Source organism: Leifsonia sp. KNZ12-8B (assembly GCF_056755495.1).
On record NZ_JBPGXM010000084.1, the window covers coordinates 1 to 17,630 of the forward strand.

The 17,630-nt window shown below is 72.2% G+C and carries 22 protein-coding genes and 1 tRNA gene; 7 read left to right on the top strand and 16 right to left on the bottom strand.

What is annotated here, in order from left to right; translation table 11 throughout:
• The first annotated feature begins 58 nt into the window (after positions 1–58).
• Positions 59–850: an MBL fold metallo-hydrolase gene (locus ACR9ZG_RS12590; RefSeq protein ID WP_481285188.1), complete on the top strand. Its 792-nt coding sequence runs from the start codon at positions 59–61 to the stop codon at positions 848–850.
• A 25-nt stretch (positions 851–875) separates the two neighbouring features.
• Here the strand turns inward: ACR9ZG_RS12590 and ACR9ZG_RS12595 are convergent, their stop codons facing one another.
• Entirely contained in the window at positions 876–2,519 is a 1,644-nt protein-coding gene (locus ACR9ZG_RS12595) for a RecQ family ATP-dependent DNA helicase (RefSeq protein WP_481285189.1), read from the bottom strand.
• Positions 2,520–2,622: 103 nt separating this feature from the next.
• On the bottom strand, positions 2,623–2,907 hold the full coding sequence (locus tag ACR9ZG_RS12600; protein ID WP_481285190.1) for a MerR family transcriptional regulator: 285 nt from the start codon (positions 2,905–2,907) through the stop codon (positions 2,623–2,625).
• A 133-nt stretch (positions 2,908–3,040) separates the two neighbouring features.
• On the opposite strand from ACR9ZG_RS12600, the gene ACR9ZG_RS12605 reads away from it, so the two are divergent.
• Together ACR9ZG_RS12605 and ACR9ZG_RS12610 are read left to right on the top strand one after the other, a co-directional pair.
• A complete protein-coding gene (locus ACR9ZG_RS12605; protein WP_481285191.1) occupies positions 3,041–3,505 on the top strand; it encodes an Hsp20/alpha crystallin family protein in 465 nt (154 codons plus the stop codon).
• A 3-nt stretch (positions 3,506–3,508) separates the two neighbouring features.
• On the top strand, positions 3,509–3,763 hold the full coding sequence (locus tag ACR9ZG_RS12610; RefSeq protein ID WP_481285192.1) for a hypothetical protein: 255 nt from the start codon (positions 3,509–3,511) through the stop codon (positions 3,761–3,763).
• An 88-nt stretch (positions 3,764–3,851) separates the two neighbouring features.
• Here ACR9ZG_RS12610 and ACR9ZG_RS12615 read toward each other — a convergent pair whose 3' ends face one another.
• Entirely contained in the window at positions 3,852–4,430 is a 579-nt protein-coding gene (locus ACR9ZG_RS12615; RefSeq protein ID WP_481285193.1) for a DUF2231 domain-containing protein, read from the bottom strand.
• A gap of 75 nt (positions 4,431–4,505) precedes the next feature.
• Between ACR9ZG_RS12615 and ACR9ZG_RS12620 the strand changes: the two genes are divergently transcribed.
• A complete protein-coding gene (locus tag ACR9ZG_RS12620; protein WP_481285194.1) occupies positions 4,506–5,495 on the top strand; it encodes an SDR family NAD(P)-dependent oxidoreductase in 990 nt (329 codons plus the stop codon).
• Between the two features lie 65 nt (positions 5,496–5,560).
• Entirely contained in the window at positions 5,561–5,830 is a 270-nt protein-coding gene (locus ACR9ZG_RS12625; protein ID WP_481285195.1) for a hypothetical protein, read from the top strand.
• Here ACR9ZG_RS12625 and ACR9ZG_RS12630 read toward each other — a convergent pair.
• The 7 genes from ACR9ZG_RS12630 to ACR9ZG_RS12660 all read right to left on the bottom strand — a co-directional run bounded on the left by ACR9ZG_RS12630 (position 5,805) and on the right by ACR9ZG_RS12660 (position 10,444).
• Positions 5,805–6,440, bottom strand: coding sequence for a hypothetical protein (locus ACR9ZG_RS12630; RefSeq protein WP_481285196.1), 636 nt, complete (start codon positions 6,438–6,440; stop codon positions 5,805–5,807). The two genes, ACR9ZG_RS12625 and ACR9ZG_RS12630, sit on opposite strands and share 26 nt — an antisense overlap.
• Positions 6,441–6,463: 23 nt before the next feature.
• Positions 6,464–7,831: a glutamate decarboxylase gene (gene gad / locus ACR9ZG_RS12635; RefSeq protein ID WP_481285197.1), complete on the bottom strand. Its 1,368-nt coding sequence runs from the start codon at positions 7,829–7,831 to the stop codon at positions 6,464–6,466.
• The gene (locus ACR9ZG_RS12640) at positions 7,828–8,205 is read right to left on the bottom strand and encodes an META domain-containing protein (protein WP_481285198.1); all 378 of its coding nucleotides are present in this window, start codon (positions 8,203–8,205) and stop codon (positions 7,828–7,830) included. Before ACR9ZG_RS12640 ends, gad begins: the two co-directional genes overlap by 4 nt.
• 84 nt (positions 8,206–8,289) lie before the next feature.
• Positions 8,290–8,502, bottom strand: coding sequence for a hypervirulence associated TUDOR domain-containing protein (locus ACR9ZG_RS12645; protein WP_481285199.1), 213 nt, complete (start codon positions 8,500–8,502; stop codon positions 8,290–8,292).
• 48 nt (positions 8,503–8,550) lie between these two features.
• Positions 8,551–8,916 (bottom strand): hypothetical protein, encoded by a 366-nt coding sequence (locus tag ACR9ZG_RS12650; protein WP_481285200.1) that lies wholly within the window; start codon positions 8,914–8,916, stop codon positions 8,551–8,553.
• 201 nt (positions 8,917–9,117) lie between these two features.
• Positions 9,118–10,137 (bottom strand): MDR/zinc-dependent alcohol dehydrogenase-like family protein, encoded by a 1,020-nt coding sequence (locus tag ACR9ZG_RS12655; protein WP_481285201.1) that lies wholly within the window; start codon positions 10,135–10,137, stop codon positions 9,118–9,120.
• Positions 10,138–10,150: 13 nt separating this feature from the next.
• Positions 10,151–10,444 (bottom strand): GNAT family N-acetyltransferase, encoded by a 294-nt coding sequence (locus tag ACR9ZG_RS12660; RefSeq protein WP_481285202.1) that lies wholly within the window; start codon positions 10,442–10,444, stop codon positions 10,151–10,153.
• A gap of 203 nt (positions 10,445–10,647) precedes the next feature.
• Here ACR9ZG_RS12660 and ACR9ZG_RS12665 point away from each other — a divergent pair, with 203 nt between their 5' ends.
• Positions 10,648–11,424 carry a dienelactone hydrolase family protein gene (locus ACR9ZG_RS12665; RefSeq protein ID WP_481285203.1) on the top strand — a complete coding sequence of 259 codons (777 nt, stop codon included), beginning with the start codon at positions 10,648–10,650 and terminating at the stop codon, positions 11,422–11,424.
• 93 nt (positions 11,425–11,517) lie between these two features.
• Positions 11,518–11,590: transfer RNA gene (locus ACR9ZG_RS12670), tRNA-Arg, on the top strand.
• 75 nt (positions 11,591–11,665) lie between these two features.
• Here ACR9ZG_RS12670 and ACR9ZG_RS12675 read toward each other — a convergent pair.
• From ACR9ZG_RS12675 to ACR9ZG_RS12700, 6 genes are all read right to left on the bottom strand, one after another.
• On the bottom strand, positions 11,666–12,514 hold the full coding sequence (locus ACR9ZG_RS12675) for a metallophosphoesterase family protein (protein WP_481285204.1): 849 nt from the start codon (positions 12,512–12,514) through the stop codon (positions 11,666–11,668).
• A gap of 34 nt (positions 12,515–12,548) precedes the next feature.
• A complete protein-coding gene (locus ACR9ZG_RS12680) occupies positions 12,549–13,490 on the bottom strand; it encodes a carbohydrate ABC transporter permease (protein WP_481285205.1) in 942 nt (313 codons plus the stop codon).
• Between the two features lie 9 nt (positions 13,491–13,499).
• Positions 13,500–14,465, bottom strand: a complete 966-nt coding sequence (locus ACR9ZG_RS12685) for a carbohydrate ABC transporter permease (protein ID WP_481285206.1) — start codon at positions 14,463–14,465, stop codon at positions 13,500–13,502.
• 16 nt (positions 14,466–14,481) lie between these two features.
• A complete protein-coding gene (locus ACR9ZG_RS12690; RefSeq protein WP_481285207.1) occupies positions 14,482–15,384 on the bottom strand; it encodes a phosphodiesterase in 903 nt (300 codons plus the stop codon).
• 5 nt (positions 15,385–15,389) lie between these two features.
• A complete protein-coding gene (locus ACR9ZG_RS12695) occupies positions 15,390–16,181 on the bottom strand; it encodes a tyrosine-protein phosphatase (RefSeq protein ID WP_481285208.1) in 792 nt (263 codons plus the stop codon).
• Between the two features lie 40 nt (positions 16,182–16,221).
• On the bottom strand, positions 16,222–17,630 hold a 1,409-nt coding region (locus ACR9ZG_RS12700), incomplete at its 5' end, for an ABC transporter substrate-binding protein (protein ID WP_481285209.1).

Consider the following 17,630-nt stretch of genomic DNA (forward strand, 5'->3'; position numbering starts at 1 on the left):
GGATGGTGGTGGTGTCAAGGGCTGCACCGGGGGCCCGGACGGCGGGTACACCCGGTGCATGGCCTCCACACTGACCCTCACCTCGAGCCGGCGGCCGGGCGCGCCGCGGCTCACCCCCGACGTCGTGCCGGGCGTGCACCGGATCGAGCACGCTTCCACCAACTGCTACCTGCTCCAGGACGGATCGGCGTGGACCCTCGTCGACGCCGCCTTCCCCGCCACCTGGCCGGTGCTCGCGCGCGCCGCCCACCACGTCGGCCTGCACCTGCGCGACCTGGAGGGCATCATCCTCACGCACGGCCACTTCGACCACGTCGGCTTCGCCGAGCGCGCGATCGAGGAGCTCGGCACGCCGGTGTACGTGCACCCGGCCGACCGGCACCTCGCCGAGCACCCGTACCGCTACCGCAGGGAGCGCACGCCGGCGGTGTACCCGTTCCTGTATCCGCGCGCCGTGCCTCCCGTCGCCTCGATGGTCGCGGCAGGCGCCCTGCGGGTGAAGGGCGTGAAGGAGGCGCGGGAGCTCCCCGGCGCCGGCCCCGTCCCGCTCCCCGGCCGGCCGAGGGTCGTCTTCAGCCCCGGCCACACCGACGGGCACTGCGCGCTGCACCTCCCCGACCAGGAGGCGCTGCTGACCGGGGACGCGCTCGTCACGCTCGACCCGTACAAGGGCGAGCGCGGCGCGCAGATCATCGCCGGGGCGGCCACGGCGAACTCGGAGCGCGCGCTGGCGTCGCTCGACGCCCTCCGCAACACCGGCGCCCGCGTGCTGCTCCCCGGGCACGGCGACCCGTGGCGCGACGGGGTGGAGGCGGCGGTCGCGGCCGCGCGGGCGGTCGGGAGGAGCTGAGCGGCGTCCTCGCCGCTCGGGTCGCCTACGCGGCGGAGCTCACGACCTCGAGGAGGTCATTCTCGCGCACCGCGGCCAGCGACAGCACCTTGTAGCCCGCCTCGTCGAAGAACACGGTCAGCCGGTCGGCCTCGGTGTGCATCACGACGCCGGCACCCCACGACGAGTGGCGGACGCGCGCCGCCAGCGGGAAGACGTCCTCGAGGCCGGCGTCGTGCTCCTCCGCCCAGCGGTCGGCGCTGCCCGACGAGCAGGTGTCGCAGTTGCGGCAGGGCTCGGGAAGCTCCTCGCCGAAGTAGCCGAGGAGGAACTGCCGCCGGCACATTCCCGTCTCGGCATACTCCTGCATCATCTGCGCGCGCGAGAGCTCGATCCGCTGCCGGGCCTCCGCCTCCGCGACCGCGGCGGCGGCCGCCTCACCCGGGCGCACCTCGGCGGGCTCGAGGGCGTCGTCTCCGCCGCCGAGCACACGTGCGTCGCGCAGCAGGCCGAGCTGGCGGCCGAGGGATCGGGTGCTCACGCCGAGGCGGTCGGCGAGCTGGTTCCGGGTGCAGCCGGGCTCGTCGCGGATGGCGGTGAAGATGCGCGCGAGCTCGTCGGAGTCCGGCTCGCCGCCCGCGAAGAAGCGGGTCAGCGCGAAGTCCTCCGGCCGGTAGTGCAGCGTCACGGTCGCGGCGTCGCCGTCGCGCCCGGCCCTCCCGACCTCCTGGTAGTAGCTGTCGAGCGAGTCGGTGACCGAGGCGTGCACGACCGCGCGCACGTCGGGCTTGTCGATGCCCATGCCGAATGCGCTCGTCGCGGCCACCACCTCCACCCGGTCGCCGATGAACCGCTCGTACACGTCGTCGCGCTCGGCCCGCTTGAGCCCGGCGTGGTAGGCGGCCGCGCTGACGCCACGCTCCTCCAGCGCCTCGGCCAGCCGCTCGGTCTCGGCCCGGGTCGCCGCGTAGATCAGGCGCGAACCGGTGCCGGCGGCCGCCTGCTCGAGCACGGCCTCCCGCTTCTCGGCGTCGGACTCGTGCCGCACGACCTCCAGCCGCAGCTCGGGCCGGTCGAAGCCGGTCGACAGCTTGAGCGGCCGGCGCAGGCCCAGCCGCTCGACGATCTCGGTGCGCACGGGAGGCGCACCCGTCGCCGTCATGGCGACCACCGGCGGATGCCCGAGCGCCTCGATCACGTCACCGAGCTGGAGGTAGTCGGGCCGGAAGTCATGCCCCCACGCCGACACGCAGTGCGCCTCGTCGACCGCGAACAGCGAGACGGTCAGCGCGGAGAGGCGCTCGCGCACCGCCTCGTTGGCGAGCTGCTCGGGCGCGAGGAAGGCGAAGCGCGCGCTGCCGTCGGCGAGCGCCTCCCAGTCCTGCTCGCGCTCGCGCTCGCCCGCGGAGGAGTTGATGGCGACGGCCCCCGGCACGTCGTGCGCCTCGGAGATGGCCCTGACCTGGTCCTCCTGGAGCGAGATGAGCGGCGAGACGACGATGGTGACGCCCTCGAGGATGGTCCCCGTCACCTGGTACAGCGACGACTTGCCGTACCCGGTCGGCATGACCGCCAGCACGTCGCGCCCGTCGAGCAGTGCGGCCATGCCGTCGGCGAGGCCGGGGCGGAGCTCCTTCCAGCCGAAGGACTCGCGCGCCACGCGCCGGATCTGCTCATCGTGCTGCTGCATGCGCTCGACGGTACCGGCCGCCGCCGACCCGCTGCACCCGCTTGACGACGCGGCCCCGAGTGGTGAGTGGATGCGGGTTCGCGCGGCGAGACGTGACATCGGGTCACGAGTCGGCGGCGTCGAGGCGGCGGCGCAGCTCGGCGTTCTCATCCTGCAGGCGCATGACGTGGCCGATCCCGGCGAGGTTGATGCCGTCGTCCTGCAGGCGCGCCACCTCGCGCAGTCGCGCGAGGTCGTCCTCGCTGTACCGGCGCGTGCCTCCCCCGCTGCGTGCGGGGGTGAGCAGCCCCTTCTCCTCGTACAGCCGGAGGGCCGCCGGCGTGAGGCCCGACAGCTCTGCGGCCACGGCGATGCTGTAGAGCGGGGTGTCGCTGGGGCGGTCGGTCATTCCTGAAGTCTGGGTCCGGGGACTTGCGCCTGTCAAGCGAAGGAGGTATAAAATCTCCAGTAATCGATGGAGATCACCTCCGCCGATGAGCGGAGGCTCCATCCCGTTCATCGCAGGAAGGAGACCACACATCATGGCAATGTCGTTCGATCCTTTCAGCCAGCTGGACCGGATCGCGCAGAGCGTCTTCGACACCAGCCGCCAGCCGCGGATGATGCCTGTCGATCTGTTCCGCGAGGGCGACAAGTACATCCTCAACGCCGACCTGCCTGGCGTCGACCCGGGATCGGTCGACATCGACGTCGACGGCCACCTGCTGACCCTGCGGGCGCAGCGCTCGGCCGGCGGCCGTGACAACACGCGCTGGCTCGTGCAGGAGCGCCCGTTCGGCGCCTACCTGCGCCAGTTCACGATCGGCGACGACGTCGACACCGACAGCATCAGCGCGACGTACGACAACGGCGTGCTCAGCGTCATCATCCCGATCGCCGAGCGCGCCAAGCCGCGCAAGATCACGGTGGAGTCGGTGCGCGACCACGGCGAGCGCGTGATGTCGGCGCGCGAGTCGGGAGACGCCAAGAAGGAGGTGACGGCGTAGCCCATGACGGCTCTGCCCTCACCGCTCTCGCCCGAGCGCCTGACGGAGGCGGCGGCCGGGCTCCGCACCGGGCTCCGCCGACGCGCGGAGGTGCTGCGGCGCGCGATTCGCCGCTCCGACGCCCTGCGGCTGGCCATCGGGATGGCCGCCTCCGGCACCGCTCTGGCGCTGCTGCTCGTGGGCTGCGCGCTCCTGCTGGTGGAGGCCGTGACCCCCGCCCTGGCGGAGGTCGCGCGCCCGCTCGGCATCGCGTTCTGAGGGCGGAGCACCCCACGACGCAGGCGCGGGACCCGATGGGCCCCGCGCCTGCGCTCGTCTGCGCTCGTCTGCGCCCGGTGTCCGCCTGTCAGTAGGCCCGCACCTGGTCCGTCTCGTCCGCGACGCGGACCCCGTGGCGGTACGCCAGCTCACCGCCGAGGAAGCCGGACAGGCCCACGATCAGGTAGCCGATCAGCGAGAGCACGAAGCCGCCGACGCTCGGCCCATGGGCCGTCGCCCGCACCGGGATGCTGATGGCGAACAGCACGATCGCGGCGCTGTTCAGCGCGAGATGCGCGAGCGCGATCCGGTGCGCCCTGGTGCCGCGGGCGATCTTCGAGAAGTCGAGCAGCCCGAAGACGGCGGCCAGCAGGCCGCCGATGACGCCGATGACGACGAGCCACAGCGCGCCGGTGGCGAACGCGTCCGGCGCGGCTCCGACCAGCCCGATGATGTCGAAGACGATCGCCGCGGTCCACGCGCCGATCGGGATGGTGATCACGGTCGCGTGGAACGGGTGGCCGTACGGACCGGCGATCACCGAGCGCGGCCGCTTGGCCGCGCGCAGGCGCTCGACGGCGCCGGCATCGCCGACGCGGCGGCCGAGAGAGCCGTCGGCCGGCACGGACGGGTCGGGGACGGCGGAAGGGGATGCAGGTGCGCTCATGCGAGGAATCGTGCCCTCGCAGGCGGTCAAGTCAAGGGCTGTGCGGCCTCCCGTCGCGGGGCTAGCGTCCCGCGCATGACTCACAGCCCCGTCGCCGTCATCACCGGTGCGTCCAGCGGTCTCGGCCGCGCGACCGCCATCGCCCTCGCCAAGCGGGGAGCCCGCCTGGTGCTCGTCGGGCGTGACGAGACCTCCCTCCAGGAGGTCGCCGAGCAGTGCCGCACCCGGGGCCGCAGGGGGCGCGTCGACGCGATCGTCGCCGTGGCCGACACCGCGGACGCCGACGCGGTGGAGCGCGCCGCCGCGACGGCGGAACGTGGGTTCGGCCACATCGACTACTGGATCAACGCCGCGGCGGTGAGCACGTACGGCCGGTTCTGGGAGCTGCCGCCGGAGGAGTTCCGCCGGGTCGTCGACGTCGACGTGCACGGGTACGCGAACGGCGCCAGGAGCGCCCTCGTCCGGATGCTGCCGCGCGATCGCGGTGTCATCGTGAACGTGTCGTCGATCCTCGGCGAGATCCCTCAGCCGTTCAGCTCGCCGTACTCGATGTCGAAGGCGGCCGTGATCGCGTTCGGCCGCAGCCTCGCGGCGGAGCTGTCGCTCGGCGGGTCCCGGGTCCGCGTCGTGACCGTGAAGCCTCCCGCGCTCGACACCCCGATCTTCCAGCACTCGGGCAACCACACCGGCCGCGCCGTCCGCGCGCTGCCGCCGGTCTACCCGGTGACAGCCGCCGTCCGGACGATCCTGGCGGCCTTGCGCAACCCGCGCCGGCTGGAGCGCGACGTCACCGTGGCGGGCGGTGCGCTCGTGCGCCGGCACCGGAGGCACCCGCGGGCGGTGGAGGCCGCGATCGCCGCGCAGACCGCCGCCGGCCAGTTCCGTCGTGCGGCGGCGCAGCCCACCTCCGGCACCCTGTTCGCGCCGTCGCCCGCTCCTGGCTCGGTCAACGGCGGCTGGCACGGCCGGCGGGCGCAGACCCGGCGGACGCTGGTCGGTCTGGCCACGGCAGCCGGAGCGGTCGCACTCGTCGCCCGCGCGCTCCGGCATTCGTCGTCCGCATAGCGCCCGGCTGCTCGACCGGCCCGCGCGACGAGGAGGGGTTGTGGCCCGCGCGTGAGGGGGTAGTCGTGGAACAGGCGCACGACGACCCGCAGCCGGAGGAGGTGGAGGCGATGGAGACGGTGCTCGCCGTGCTGGAGCACGGCGACCTCGCGTTCGAGATCGAGTTCGAACGCACCAGCGAGCCTCCGTTCGAGCTGCGCCTGCCCTCGCACATCGGCGGCGCGGCCGTCATGGACGTCTTCGACCTGTGCGACTCCAGCGAGTGGCCGTTCCTGCTGCGCTACACCTTCTCGGAGTGCGTGCCGGTGGTCATCGGCTCGCCCGACGATCTGTGAGCCGCTCCGGCCTCCTGCGCGCCAGCCACCCGCCGCTGATCACCGCGGCGGTGAGGAACAGCACGGCACCGCCGAACGTGCCGAGCGCGGTCCACGTCGCGCTGAGCTCCTGACCGGTCCCCGGCTGCACGAACGCGCCGACCGCGGAGATCCCGAACAGGACGGACCCGGCGAAGTTCAGCACCGCCTCCGTACGGTCGTCTCGCACCCGCGCGTTCTTCGCGGCCCGCACCGCCAGCGCCGAGGAGACGAGGAAGCACGCCGATCCGTAGACGTCGGGCCGCCATCCCGTCCCTCCCTGCGCCCCGGCCGGGATGGCCGCGGCGAGCGCGACCGCGGTGCTCGCGTTGAAGAACAGCGTGCCGAGGAGCTGCACGGCCGACGCCCACCAGTCCAGCGTCTCCCCGCGCCGGGGGGACCAGCCGATGCGCGTCTGCTCCAGGGCGGCGCCGGTCGTGAAGAGGACGGAGCCGGCGAAGAACACCGCGTTCGTCACGATCGCGCCGATCGCCTCCGCGAGCGCGGGGATCGCGGCGACGGCGAAGCAGGCCGACCCCAGCGCGAAGGCGGCGGGTTCGAGCCGGGCGCGCAGCCTCCTCGCCCGGCTCATCGCCGCCCTCCCCCGCCGCGCGCTCAGTGGGCGAAGTGGGACCGCGGCCGGGACGACGCCGGTTCCGGCGCCGCGAGCTCGGCGCACACCGCCCGGATGTCCCGCACGAGGTCGCCCGCGAGGTCGACGTTGAAGCCGTCGCGCACGACGATCCGCAGCACGCCGAGGTCCTGCGCGTCGGGCGGCATCGTGTACGCGGGCACCTGCCAGCCCCGGGCGCGCAGCTCGTGCGACACGTCGAAGACGGTGTAGCCGGCGTCGTCGTCGATGGCGAACGCGATCACGGGGATGGCGCTGCCGTCGGTGATGATCCGCACCGCCGGCTCCTCGGCGACGCCGCTGGAGATGAAGAGCGCGGTGTCGCGCAGCGCCTCCATCACCGCGGTGAAACCGGATCGGCCCAGCCGCACGAAGTTGTAGTACTGCCCGATGATCTGGTTGCCGGGGCGCGAGAAGTTGAGCGTGAAGGTCGGCATGTCGCCGCCGAGGTAGTTGACCTTGAAGACGAGGTCGTCGGGGAGGTGCTCCGGCGAGCGCCACGCCACGAAGCCGATCCCCGGGTACACCAGCCCGTACTTGTGGCCGCTCACGTTGATCGAGACGACGCGCGGGAGCCGGAAGTCCCACTCCAGCTCCGGGTGGAGGAACGGCACGACGAACCCGCCGCTGGCCGCATCCACGTGCACCGGCACGTCCGGTCCGCCCGAGGCGGCCAGCTCGTCGAGCGCCGCGCAGATCTCGGCGATCGGCTCCAGCTCGCCGGTGTACGTCGTGCCGAGGATGCCGACGACCCCGATCGTGTCGTCGTCCACCGCGTCGCGCACCTGCTCGGGCGTGATCACATAACGGTCGTGCGTGACGGGGAGGTACCGCGGCTCCACCTCGAAGTACCGGCAGAACTTCTCCCACACCACCTGCACGTTCGAACCCAGCACGAGGTTGGGCGTGCCCCCGCTCGTCAGCCCGCGCCGCGCCCGCCAGCGCCACTTGAGCGCCAGCCCGGCCAGCATGACCGCCTCGCTCGACCCGATGGTCGCGGCGCCGGTCGGCGTACCCGGCTCGGCGTGGAACAGGTCGGAGACGATCGCGACGCAGCGCCGCTCGATGTCGGCGGTGGCCGGGTACTCGTCCTTGTCGATCATGTTCTTGTCGAAGGCCTCGGCCATGAGGACGGCCGCCTCCGGGTCCATCCACGTCGTGACGAAGGTGGCGAGGTTGAGCCGCGAACTGCCGTCGAGCAGCAGCTCGTCGTGGATGAGGCGGTAGGCGCTTCCGGCGTCGACCGGGTCGTCGGGCAGCCGGTCGGGCGGCCGATGCCGCGAGAGCCGACCGGTGTATGCGGGTGTGTCCGGAGGCGGCGTGGCCGCCGTCCGCTCGGTCATCGTGGTCATGGCCCCTCCCTCTTCAATGTGCCGATCGTGGCACCGGAGTCGTCGAGGACGGTCATGGTGTCGCCCTTCACGTTCCCGGTGGCGGCCTTGGCGAGCCACTCGTCGACGCCCTCGCAGGCCTTCAGCGTGGAGGTGATGGAGCCGAAGTCGATCTCGTCCCCGTCGATCTGCCCGTTGCCCGACAGGGTGTTGCACCCGTCGGAGCCGCTGAACGTGCCGTCGTTCTCGATGGTCAGGTGCGGCTGACCGGTCGCGGTCGAGCCCCATTCGCCGACGACGGCCTGGCCGCTCGGGGTGCCTGCGCATCCGCCGAGGACCAGGAGGGCGGCCGCGACCGCGACGATCCCCGACCCCCTCGACCTGGTCCGGCGCATCGCTGCTCCCCTCGACGTGGGCGATGCTATGCACGCCGGGAGGGCTGCGGCAAGACGGCAGTCGGCGGCGTGCGGCCGGCCGGATCAGCCCTTCTTCTTCAGGGCGTCCGGCTTGTGCACGGCCTCCCTGCCGCTCTTGTCGCTCTTCACGAGGTACTGCGGGTCGTCCTGCGACGCCTTCACGTGCCGCCCGCCCGCGTCGGTCTCGGTGGTGATCTCGCGCTCGACCTCGCCGGGCACGTCGGTGCCGTGCGACGACCACTCGACGTGGTCGCCCTTCTTCAGCTTCTTCGTCATGCCGGCCAGCCAACGCCCATCCGGGTGGATGCGCGAGGGGCGGCCCGCTCAGAAGGCGAAGACCTGGCCGAGGACGAGCACGAGGATCAGGAACACGACGACGATCCCGCCGATCACGAGCAGGGTGCGGCCCGACATCCGCGCGATCCCGAACCCCACGATGAACGGCAGCGCCAGGCAGCCGAGCGCGATCACCCACCAGAAGGCGGCGTACCCGGCGGACGAGGCGCCCTCCAGCCTCCCGCCGAACAGCTTCTGCGTGGCCGGATGCGTGGCGAACGCGACGCTCGCGGACAGCGGGTACGCGATGAGCACGGCCACGATCAGCCCCGCGAACGCGCCCCACAGCCCCCTGTGCCCGCCGAGCTCGAGGGTCTCCTCGCGCTGCGGCGCCTGTCTGCTCTTCGTGCTCATGGCGCGCAGCATAGCCAGGTGGAGGGGTTCTCGGGGATGCCCGACGTCTGTCGGTTGACTGGACCGTCTACTCCGCGGTTACCCTGGAGAGGTCAGCCGGACCCGCATGCGCGCTCAGGGGGGCGTCGAGGGCCGGCCGTCTTACCCGCAACCGCGTGGGGGTGGAGCGATCCATCCCCATGCGGAGGGCGCCGCCGCGCGTCAGGGTGCGAGCACGACCTTGCGGCCCGGCCGCAGCGTCTCCGCCTCGCGGTGCGCCTCCCACACCTCGTCGAGCGGCACGACCACCGGCTCCGGCGGGGTCAACCCGCCCGTCGCCGCGTCCGCGAGCAGGGCGGCCAGCACCCGGCGGTACTCGGGCCGGTGGCGCAGCACGAAGGTCGGGATGCTCACCACGGCCTCCCTCGGCCGCGACCGCCCGTGCAGCGTCGCCGCCAGCCCGCCGCGGACGGAGTCGGCGCGTTCGTGCCCGGCTCGGCCGACGAACGCCGTGTGGACGAGGACGCCGTCGGGAGCGAGCGCCTCGCGGACCAGCGGGGAGCCGGTGTGGTCGATGGCCGCCTCCACCGCGCCTCCTGCCTCCTCGCGCACCGCCGCCGGCCAGTCGGGCAGGGTGTAGTCGACCAGCGGGATGCCGAGCGGCGCGGCCGCGTCGCGGCTGCGGGCGGAGGCGGTCCCGACGATCCTGCGGGGCGTCCCCAGCGCCGAGGCGCTCGGGCCGGATCCCCGCTGGGCCAGCTGCACCGCGAGGGAGCCGACGGCTCCGGAGGCGCCCTGCACCAGGATGCTCCGTGCCGGCCCGGCGAGCGCGACGGCGCGGGAGGCGGTCAGCGCGTCGAGCGGCAGGGTCGCCGCCACCGCGGGGTCGAGCTGCTCCGGCACCGCGACCAGGAACGTGGGCGACAGCACGAGCCGGGTCGCGTGCGCGCCCATCCGCGGCAGCGCGCCCGCCACCCGAGCCCCCGTGCGCAGGCCCAGCGCGACGGACACCGCTGACTCGGACTCCAGCACCCCGACGAAGTCGTAGCCGGTGACGAAGCCCGGCAGCGGCTGGAAGACGTAGCCGCCGCGGCGGGCGAGCAGGTCGGTGGACCCGAGCGAGGCGTGGGTGATGCGCACGCGGACCTCGTTGCCGCGGGGCTCCCGCACGCTCTCGGTCACGAGCACCATCGCGCCCGCGTCGCCGAACCGCGAGACCCGGGCGGCACGTCGTGTCGTCATCGGCGGCCCGGGCTCAGCCGGCGCGCCGCTGCAGCAGCCCCGAGCGCTCGGGATGCGCGTCGAACCAGTCGGCGACGTACCAGCACATCGGCACCACCTTCAGGTCCCCGCGGCGCTCGATGTCGTTTACCGCGTACTCCACGAGCTGCGCCGCGTAGCCGTGGCCGCGCCGGTGCGGCACGGTGAAGGAGCGGGTCAGCGAGATGGAGCCGCCGAGGATGCGGTAGTCCAGCACGCCGACCAGTTCGCCGTCCATCCGCATCGTGTAGCGGTTCGCGTCCGTCTCGTTGCTGAACTCGGTGGCCATGCGCCCATGGTACGTCCGCCCTCGCCGCGCCCCCACCCCTGTCGAGTACGCGGGAATTCGTTCGGAAACCGGCGAGTACGCCCAGAATCCGCGTACTCGACGGCTGCCCGGCGGGGAGGTGCGCGATAGTGTGGCGATGCAGGAACCCGACTTGCACCCGCGGTTCCCGCGCCGCCGACGACGTCGACCCTGGAGCTTCGTCCGTGTCAGACCGTCCGACGCCCGCCCTCTCGCCCGCCCACCAGGCCCTGCTCGAGCACGTGCCCCTGGGCGAGCACTCCGTCATCGATGCCGAGACCGTCCGCTACGAGCACGAGGGCACGCCGCTCGAGGGGTATCTCGCCCGCGACGTGCAGGCGGACGAGCGCCGGCCGGCGGTGCTCATCCTCCACGACTGGCACGGCGTCGGCGACACCGTGCGCATGCGTGCCCAGATGCTCGCCCGGCGCGGCTACGTCGCGTTCGCGGCCGACCTCTACGGCGCCGGCGTGCGCCCCACCGGCGACGACGCGCAGGCGGAGGCCGGCCGCTACTACCGCGACCTGTCGCTGCTGCGCGCCCGCGTCGCGGCGGGCTTCAGCTGGCTGCAGCAGCACCCCGCCGTCGACCCGGCCCGCCTCGCCGTCATCGGCTACTGCTTCGGCGGCACGGCGGCCCTCGAGTTCGCCCGCACCGGCGCCCCGGCCCGCGGTGTCGTGTCGTTCCACGGCGGCCTGATCGCGCACGACCCCTCCGACGCGGCCGCGATCGCCGCCTCCCTGCTCGTGCTCACCGGAGGCTCCGACCCGGTCGTCCCCGACAGCGCGGTGGCCGCGTTCCAGGAGGAGCTGCGGGGCGCCCCGCACGTCGACTGGCAGGTGACGACGTACTCCAGCGCGCCGCACGCCTTCACCATCCCGGGCCGCGACAGCTACCGGCCGGTCGCGGACGCGCGCAGCTGGCGGGCGCTGGTCTGCTTCCTCTACGAGGTGTTCGCGTGAACGGCAGGCCGCTCCCGCGGCTGTCCCGATTGGCGGTCCGCGAAGCGATCATGTAGGCTCGTATGCGGCCCGTGACCGGAAACCACGGGTCATGCGCCACTAGCTCAACGGATAGAGCATCTGACTACGGATCAGAAGGTTGGGGGTTCGAATCCCTCGTGGCGCACACTGGTTGAGACAGTACGAAAGCCCCGGCGCGAGCCGGGGCTTTCTGTTCGTGCGGGCGCTGTTCCGGGCCGCGTCAGAGCGTGACGCCCAGCCCGTCGAGTGCCGAGGCGAACTCGGGGATGTCCGTCGGAGCGACCTCCACGAGCGAGTGGAGGTTGCGGAAGTACGGCCGCACGGTGGCCTCCGCGCCGCTTCCGAGGACGTACTCCACGATCCCGAGCTGAGCCAGCGCGCCGCCGCCGAGGCTGCCGTGCGCGAAGCCGGTGGCGGGCGCGGAGACAGCGAACACCTCCGCGGCGCCCGCCGTCTCCGTGGTCACGGCGAACTGGTGCAGGTGGCCGCTGCCGAAGGCCGCGAGCCGCACGCCGGCGAGCGCACTCAGGAGCCGCTCGCGCGCGTCGTCGGGGATCGCGATGTTGTGCTCGGTGACCTGCGGGTACGGGTTCCATACCGGCTTGTGGCTGAAGACGAGGGTCGGGCGGTCGCCGATCTCGGCCGCCACGGCCTCCAGCCACCGCCACTGGGCCGCCTCCTCCAGGAGCCCGCTGCCCATCAGCTCGCTGTTCAGCCCGAGCACGGCCCAGTCCCCGACGACCTCCAGCCAGTGATCGGGTCCGAACGTGGACTCGAAGGCGGCGACGCGCTCCGGCGTCACGGCCAGCCCCGCCCACGCGTTCTCGGGCCGCTCGCCCACGTCGTGGTTGCCGGCGAGCACCCGCAGGGGGGCGTGGATGCCGTCGAGCAGCGCTCGCGCCGCCTCCCGGTCGTCCGCCTGGTCCGGGTCGAGGATCGCGACGTCGCCGCTGTGCACGACGAAGGCCGGCTCGATCGCGTTGATCAGATCGATGAACGCGAGCAGGTTCTCGGTGGTGGCGCCGCCGAGGTGGGAGATGTGGGTGTCGGACAGCTGGACGATCTTCATGAGCGTTCCTTCCGGGGGGTGAGATGGGTGGCGCTCAGCGCAGGCCGGAGCGCACGAAGGCGTCGACGATGTAGCGCTGCAGGAAGAGGTAGATGAGGAAGATGGGCAGGCAGGCGAGCCCCGACGCGGCCATGATGGCGCCCCAGTTGTCGCCCTCCGCGCCCATGAAGCTGCGGATGCCGACCTGGATGAGGGCGTCCGACTGGTGCTGGAAGATCAGCGACGGCCACAGGTAGTTGTTCCACGCCTCGATGAACAGCATGATCCCGAGCGCGGCGAGCGCCGGCCGCAGGTTGGGCAGGACGACCCGGAGCAGGATGCCCCAGTTGTTGCGCCCGTCCATGTGCGCGGCGTCGATCAGCTCGCGCGGGAACGACTGCATGTGCTGGCGCATGAGCATCACCGCGAACGCGGAGCAGAGGTTGGGGACGACGACGCCGCCGATGGTGCCGAGGAGGCCGAGCTGCGAGATGAGCACGTAGTTCGGGATCATCGTCACCTGGAACGGGACGAGCCAGGAGCCGACGAAGAACAGGAACAGCACGTTCCTGCCGGGGAACCGCCACATCGCGAACCCGTACGCGGCCAGCACGGCGATGACGACCTGGCAGAGCGCGACCGCGAACGCCATCACGAACGTGTTGCCGATCATGGCGAGGATGGGGATCTGCCGCCACACCGTGACGACGTTCTCCACCGAGATCGGCCACGGGAAGGGCGATTGCGCCGCGGCGTCCGCCGGGAGCCGGAACGCGGTGGCGAACATCCAGTAGATCGGGAAGATGCTCACCACGGCGACCACGACCAGGACGACGTGCCCGACGAGGGCGACGCCCCTCCCCCGGCGGCGCACCGCCGGGGCGGCGTCGGCCGTGGCGGCCGCGGGGACGGCCGCGGGGACGGCCGCCGGGGCGGTGACCGCCGCGGCGTGCGGGCGGAGGGTCGGCGCCGGGTCGGCGACGGGGACGAGAGCCATGTCGTGCTCCTAGTTGTCGTGGAAGGAGAGCCGGTCGGACAGGGTGACGAGCCCGAGGGCGATGAGGCCGAAGGCGATGAAGAACAGGGTCCCCGCCGCACCCGCCGTGCCGGCGTCGAAGTTCTGGAAGCCGATCTGGTACAGCAGGTAGTAGACGTTGGTCGTCGAGTCGCTCGGACCGCCCTGGGTGAGGATGTCGATCATCGGGTACGTCCACTGCGCCGAGAGCAGGATGGTCATCAGCACGAGGAAGACGATCGTCGGCGACAGCAGCGGCAGCGTGATCCTGCGCAGGATGGTCCAGGCTCCCGCGCCGTCGATGGAGGCCGCGTGCGCGTAGTCCGGGTTGATGCCGGCGATCCCCGCCGACACCACGAGGACGCCGAAGCCGAGCATCTGCCAGCCGACGATCGCGATGATCGCCCAGATCGCACCGCTCGGCGAGCGCAGCACGTCGCCGATGTCGATGCCGACGCTGCGCAGCACGGTGGGGATGGCCCCGCCGGCGTCGGCGAGCAGCCATCGCCAGACGGCGGCCGCCGCCACCGGCGTGACGAGGAACGGCACGAAGATGATCGCCTGGTAGACGGTCTTCGCCCGCCCGCCGACCCGCCGCGACAGCAGCGCGATCGCGATCGGCAGCACGACCGAGAAGACGAGGAAGGCGGCGATGTAGACGCCGGTGTTGGCGAGCGCCTGCCGCAGCTGGGGCGACGTCACCACCGCCGCGTAGTTCTGCAGCCCGACCGGGGTCAGCGGCTGGGTCGGCAGGAGGTTCCAGCTGTAGAACGACAGCTGGAAGGTCTGCACGAGCGGGCGGTAGATCCACACGCCGAGCAGGGCGATCGCGGGCAGCACGTAGAGGTACGGCGCGATCGGGACGCGACGCCGGCGGCGCCGCGGGGCGGCCGCGGCCGCGGCGTCCGCTGCTGCGGACGACACGACCGGGGCCGGCCCTGCGTCGAGGACGAACACGGGCTCGCTCCCGCCGTTATTCCGCGCCGACCGAAGCCGAAACGGCCGCCAGCTGCTCGTCGGGCGTCATCGCGAGGAACGCCGCAAGCGCCTCCCCGCTCATCTCGTACGCCGTCGGGTACTGCCCGATCGGCACGACCGAGTGCTGCACGTGGTCGCCGTAGACGTGCACGAGGTTGTACGACTGCGCACCGGCCTGGCCGCGCGCGGCCGGGAAGGGGACCACGAGGTCCTGGGTGTAGCAGGTCGCCGACGCGACGGAGACCGGGATGCCGGCGAAGGTGTCGGTCGTCGAGTAGTGCAGGTGGCCGGCGAGGATGCCGCGAACGTCGGTCCCGCGGATCACCTCTGCGAGCTTCGGCTGCTCGTGCAGCTCGAAGAGCCGGATCAGGCCGAGGTGGCTCGGGATCGGCGGGTGGTGGAGGGCGAGCAGCGTGCCGTCCGGAGCCGGTGTCTTCAGCTCCTCGGCCAGCCAGGCGAGCTGGTCGTCCGTGATCTCGCCCCAGTGGTGACCGGGGACCGTCGAGTCGAGCGCGATGATGCGCAGCCCGTTCACGTCGTGGACGCGGTCGTACGGCTCGGTGGTCGCGTCCTCGCCGAGCAGGCCGGTGCGGAACGCGGCCCGCTCGTCGTGGTTGCCCATCACCCAGATCAGCTGCGAGCCGTAGCGCTCGGCGATCGGCTCGACCAGCGCGCGGATGCGGTCGTAGGCGTCGGGTGCTGCCGTGTCGGCGATGTCGCCGGTGAAGACGATCGCCTCCGGGCGGGTGTTGGACTTGTCGAAGCCGTCGAACAGCTCCCGGAGGTTCGCGTCGCTGTCGACGATCCCGTGCAGCGGCTCCCGGCCTTCCACGAAGTGGGTGTCGCTGATGTGCAGGATGAAGTGCTCGGGCGTGGGGTAGGTGTCGATGTCGGTCATGGTCGTCAGCCTTTCGAGGGTCGGTCGTCGGAGTCGGTGGAGGGGGCGGCAGCCGGCTGCAGCAGGGTCGCGGTCAGCGCCTCCAGCTCATCGGCCGTGAGCCCGTTGGCGAGGAGGAAGCCGCGGGCGGAGCCCCACTCGGCGTCCCAGCGGTCGATGATCCGGTTCATGAGCTCGGCGGGGCTCGCCGTGACGATCTGCTCCAGCTCGGGGCCGATGGCGGCGCCGCTCGCGCGCATCCGGTCGAGCATCGCCTCCGCCCACGGCCCGGCGAGGTTCGCCGCCGTCTGCGAATAGTCGGCGACGACCTCCTCCGGCTCCACGCCTGCTGCGAGCAGCGCGAGCGCGATCACCAGGCCCGTGCGGTCCTTGCCTGCGGTGCAGTGCACGAGCACGGCGTCGTCCTCCGACTGCGCGATCAGGCGCACCGCCGCCGCGAGCTGAGGACCGTGCAGGTCGAGCATCGCGTCATAGATGTCCGAGAGCGTGATCGTCCGCTCGCCCAGCGGAATGGGCTGCGCAGCCCCGGCGAAGATCGGCGCGTGCACGATCACCGCCTCCTCGTGCAGGAGGCTGGGGCTGGTGGCGACCTCGTCGTCCGACCGCAGGTCGATCACCCGGCGGATGCCGAGGCCGGCGAGCGCCTCGCGGCCGGCCGGGGTCACGGCGTGCAGCGCGTCGGAGCGGTAGAGCTTGCCGGGACGGACCGTGGCCGTTCCGGCGCGGTAGCCGCCGACATCGCGCAGGTTGTACGTGCCGTCGACGGGCACGAGCCGGGAGGGAAGGGTGTCGGTCATGCGGGGTTCCTCGTCTCGGGGTGTTCCGGTGGGCGGCGGGTCACTTGACCAGCGCCTGGGCCTGCTTCTGGGCCTCCTGCATCGTCGTCTTCGGGTCCTTGCCGTAGTAGACGGCGTCCTCGACGGCCTTGGAGAAGATCGTGCTGATCTGGCTGTAGTTGGCCCCTGGGTACGACTCCCACGGCTGGAGCTGCTGCAGCTGCGCGATGTTCGGCGCGACCAGCGGGTTCGACTTCGCCCAGTCGGCGAGCGGTCCGTCGCCCTCGGTCATGGTGTCGCGCAGCGGGAGATAGCCGATCTTGGTGGAGATCTGCTCGTACGCGGTCGGGCTGGTCATGAATTTGATGAACTCCCACGCGGCGGCCTGCTTGGCCGGGTCCTTCGACATGATGAAGAGCGCGGAGCCGGAGTTGGTGGGGGCGACCTTCTTGTCGCCGAACGCCGGGAGCGGGGCGTTCTTCAGCTCCCAGCCGCCGGCCTTCGCACCCGCCATGAAGGTGCTCTGCAGCGCGGAGGTCTGCACCTGGATGAGCGACTTCCCGGAGGCGAACGCCGTGTACATGCTGCTCGCGTCGAGGTTCTGGAGGAGCCCCGCGTCGTAGAGGTCGCGCATCTCCTGCACGGCGCCGACCGAACCGGCGTCGCCGAACTCGATCTTCGTGTGGTCCTCGTTGAGGATCTTGCCGCCGTTCGACTTGATGATGCCCTGCATGCACCAGTCGCCGCCGGTCACGGTGCACGAGATCGTCACGGGAGCGGTCCCGGTCTTCTCCTTGAGCTGGGTGGCGACCTTCGCGAGGCCGTCCCAGGTCGAGAAGTCGGGGTCGGTGATGCCCGCGTCCGCCAGCGCGGTCGCGTTGTACCAGAGCACCGGCGTGGAGAACACGTAGGGGATGCCGTAGGTCACGCCGTTCCAGTCGCCGAGCGTGGTGGCGTTCTTGTTCATGGGGTACTCGCCGCCGAACGCGTCCTCGACGGCCTTGGCGCCGACGAGCTTCGAGATCGGCTGGGCGCCCATGTCGTTGGCGATGTAGTCGAGGCCGTCGAAGGTCAGCTGGGCGACATCGGGGGCGTTCCCGGCGAGCATCTCGGTCTGCACGCTGGCGATGTACGACGTGTTGGCGCCGGCCGCCGCGGTCGGCGCCTGCCCGGTCACCGTGATGTTGGGGTGCTCCTTCTCGAACGTGTCGATCAGGCCCTGGATGGTGTCGGTCCAGGCGCCGGCCTGGGCGAGGTTGTAGCTCTCGAAGGTGATCGAGACCTTCTGGTCGGGGCCGAGCGTGGGGATGGTCGCGGTGGACCCGGCGTCGTCGGACGACGGGGCGGCGACGCCGGCGCCGACGCAGCCCGTGAGGGCGAGCGCGGAGACGGCGGTGAGCGCCGCTGCGGCGATCAGGCGGGGGCGGATGGACATGGCGGAGAGCTCCTTCGGATGGAGGGGTGGAGGGG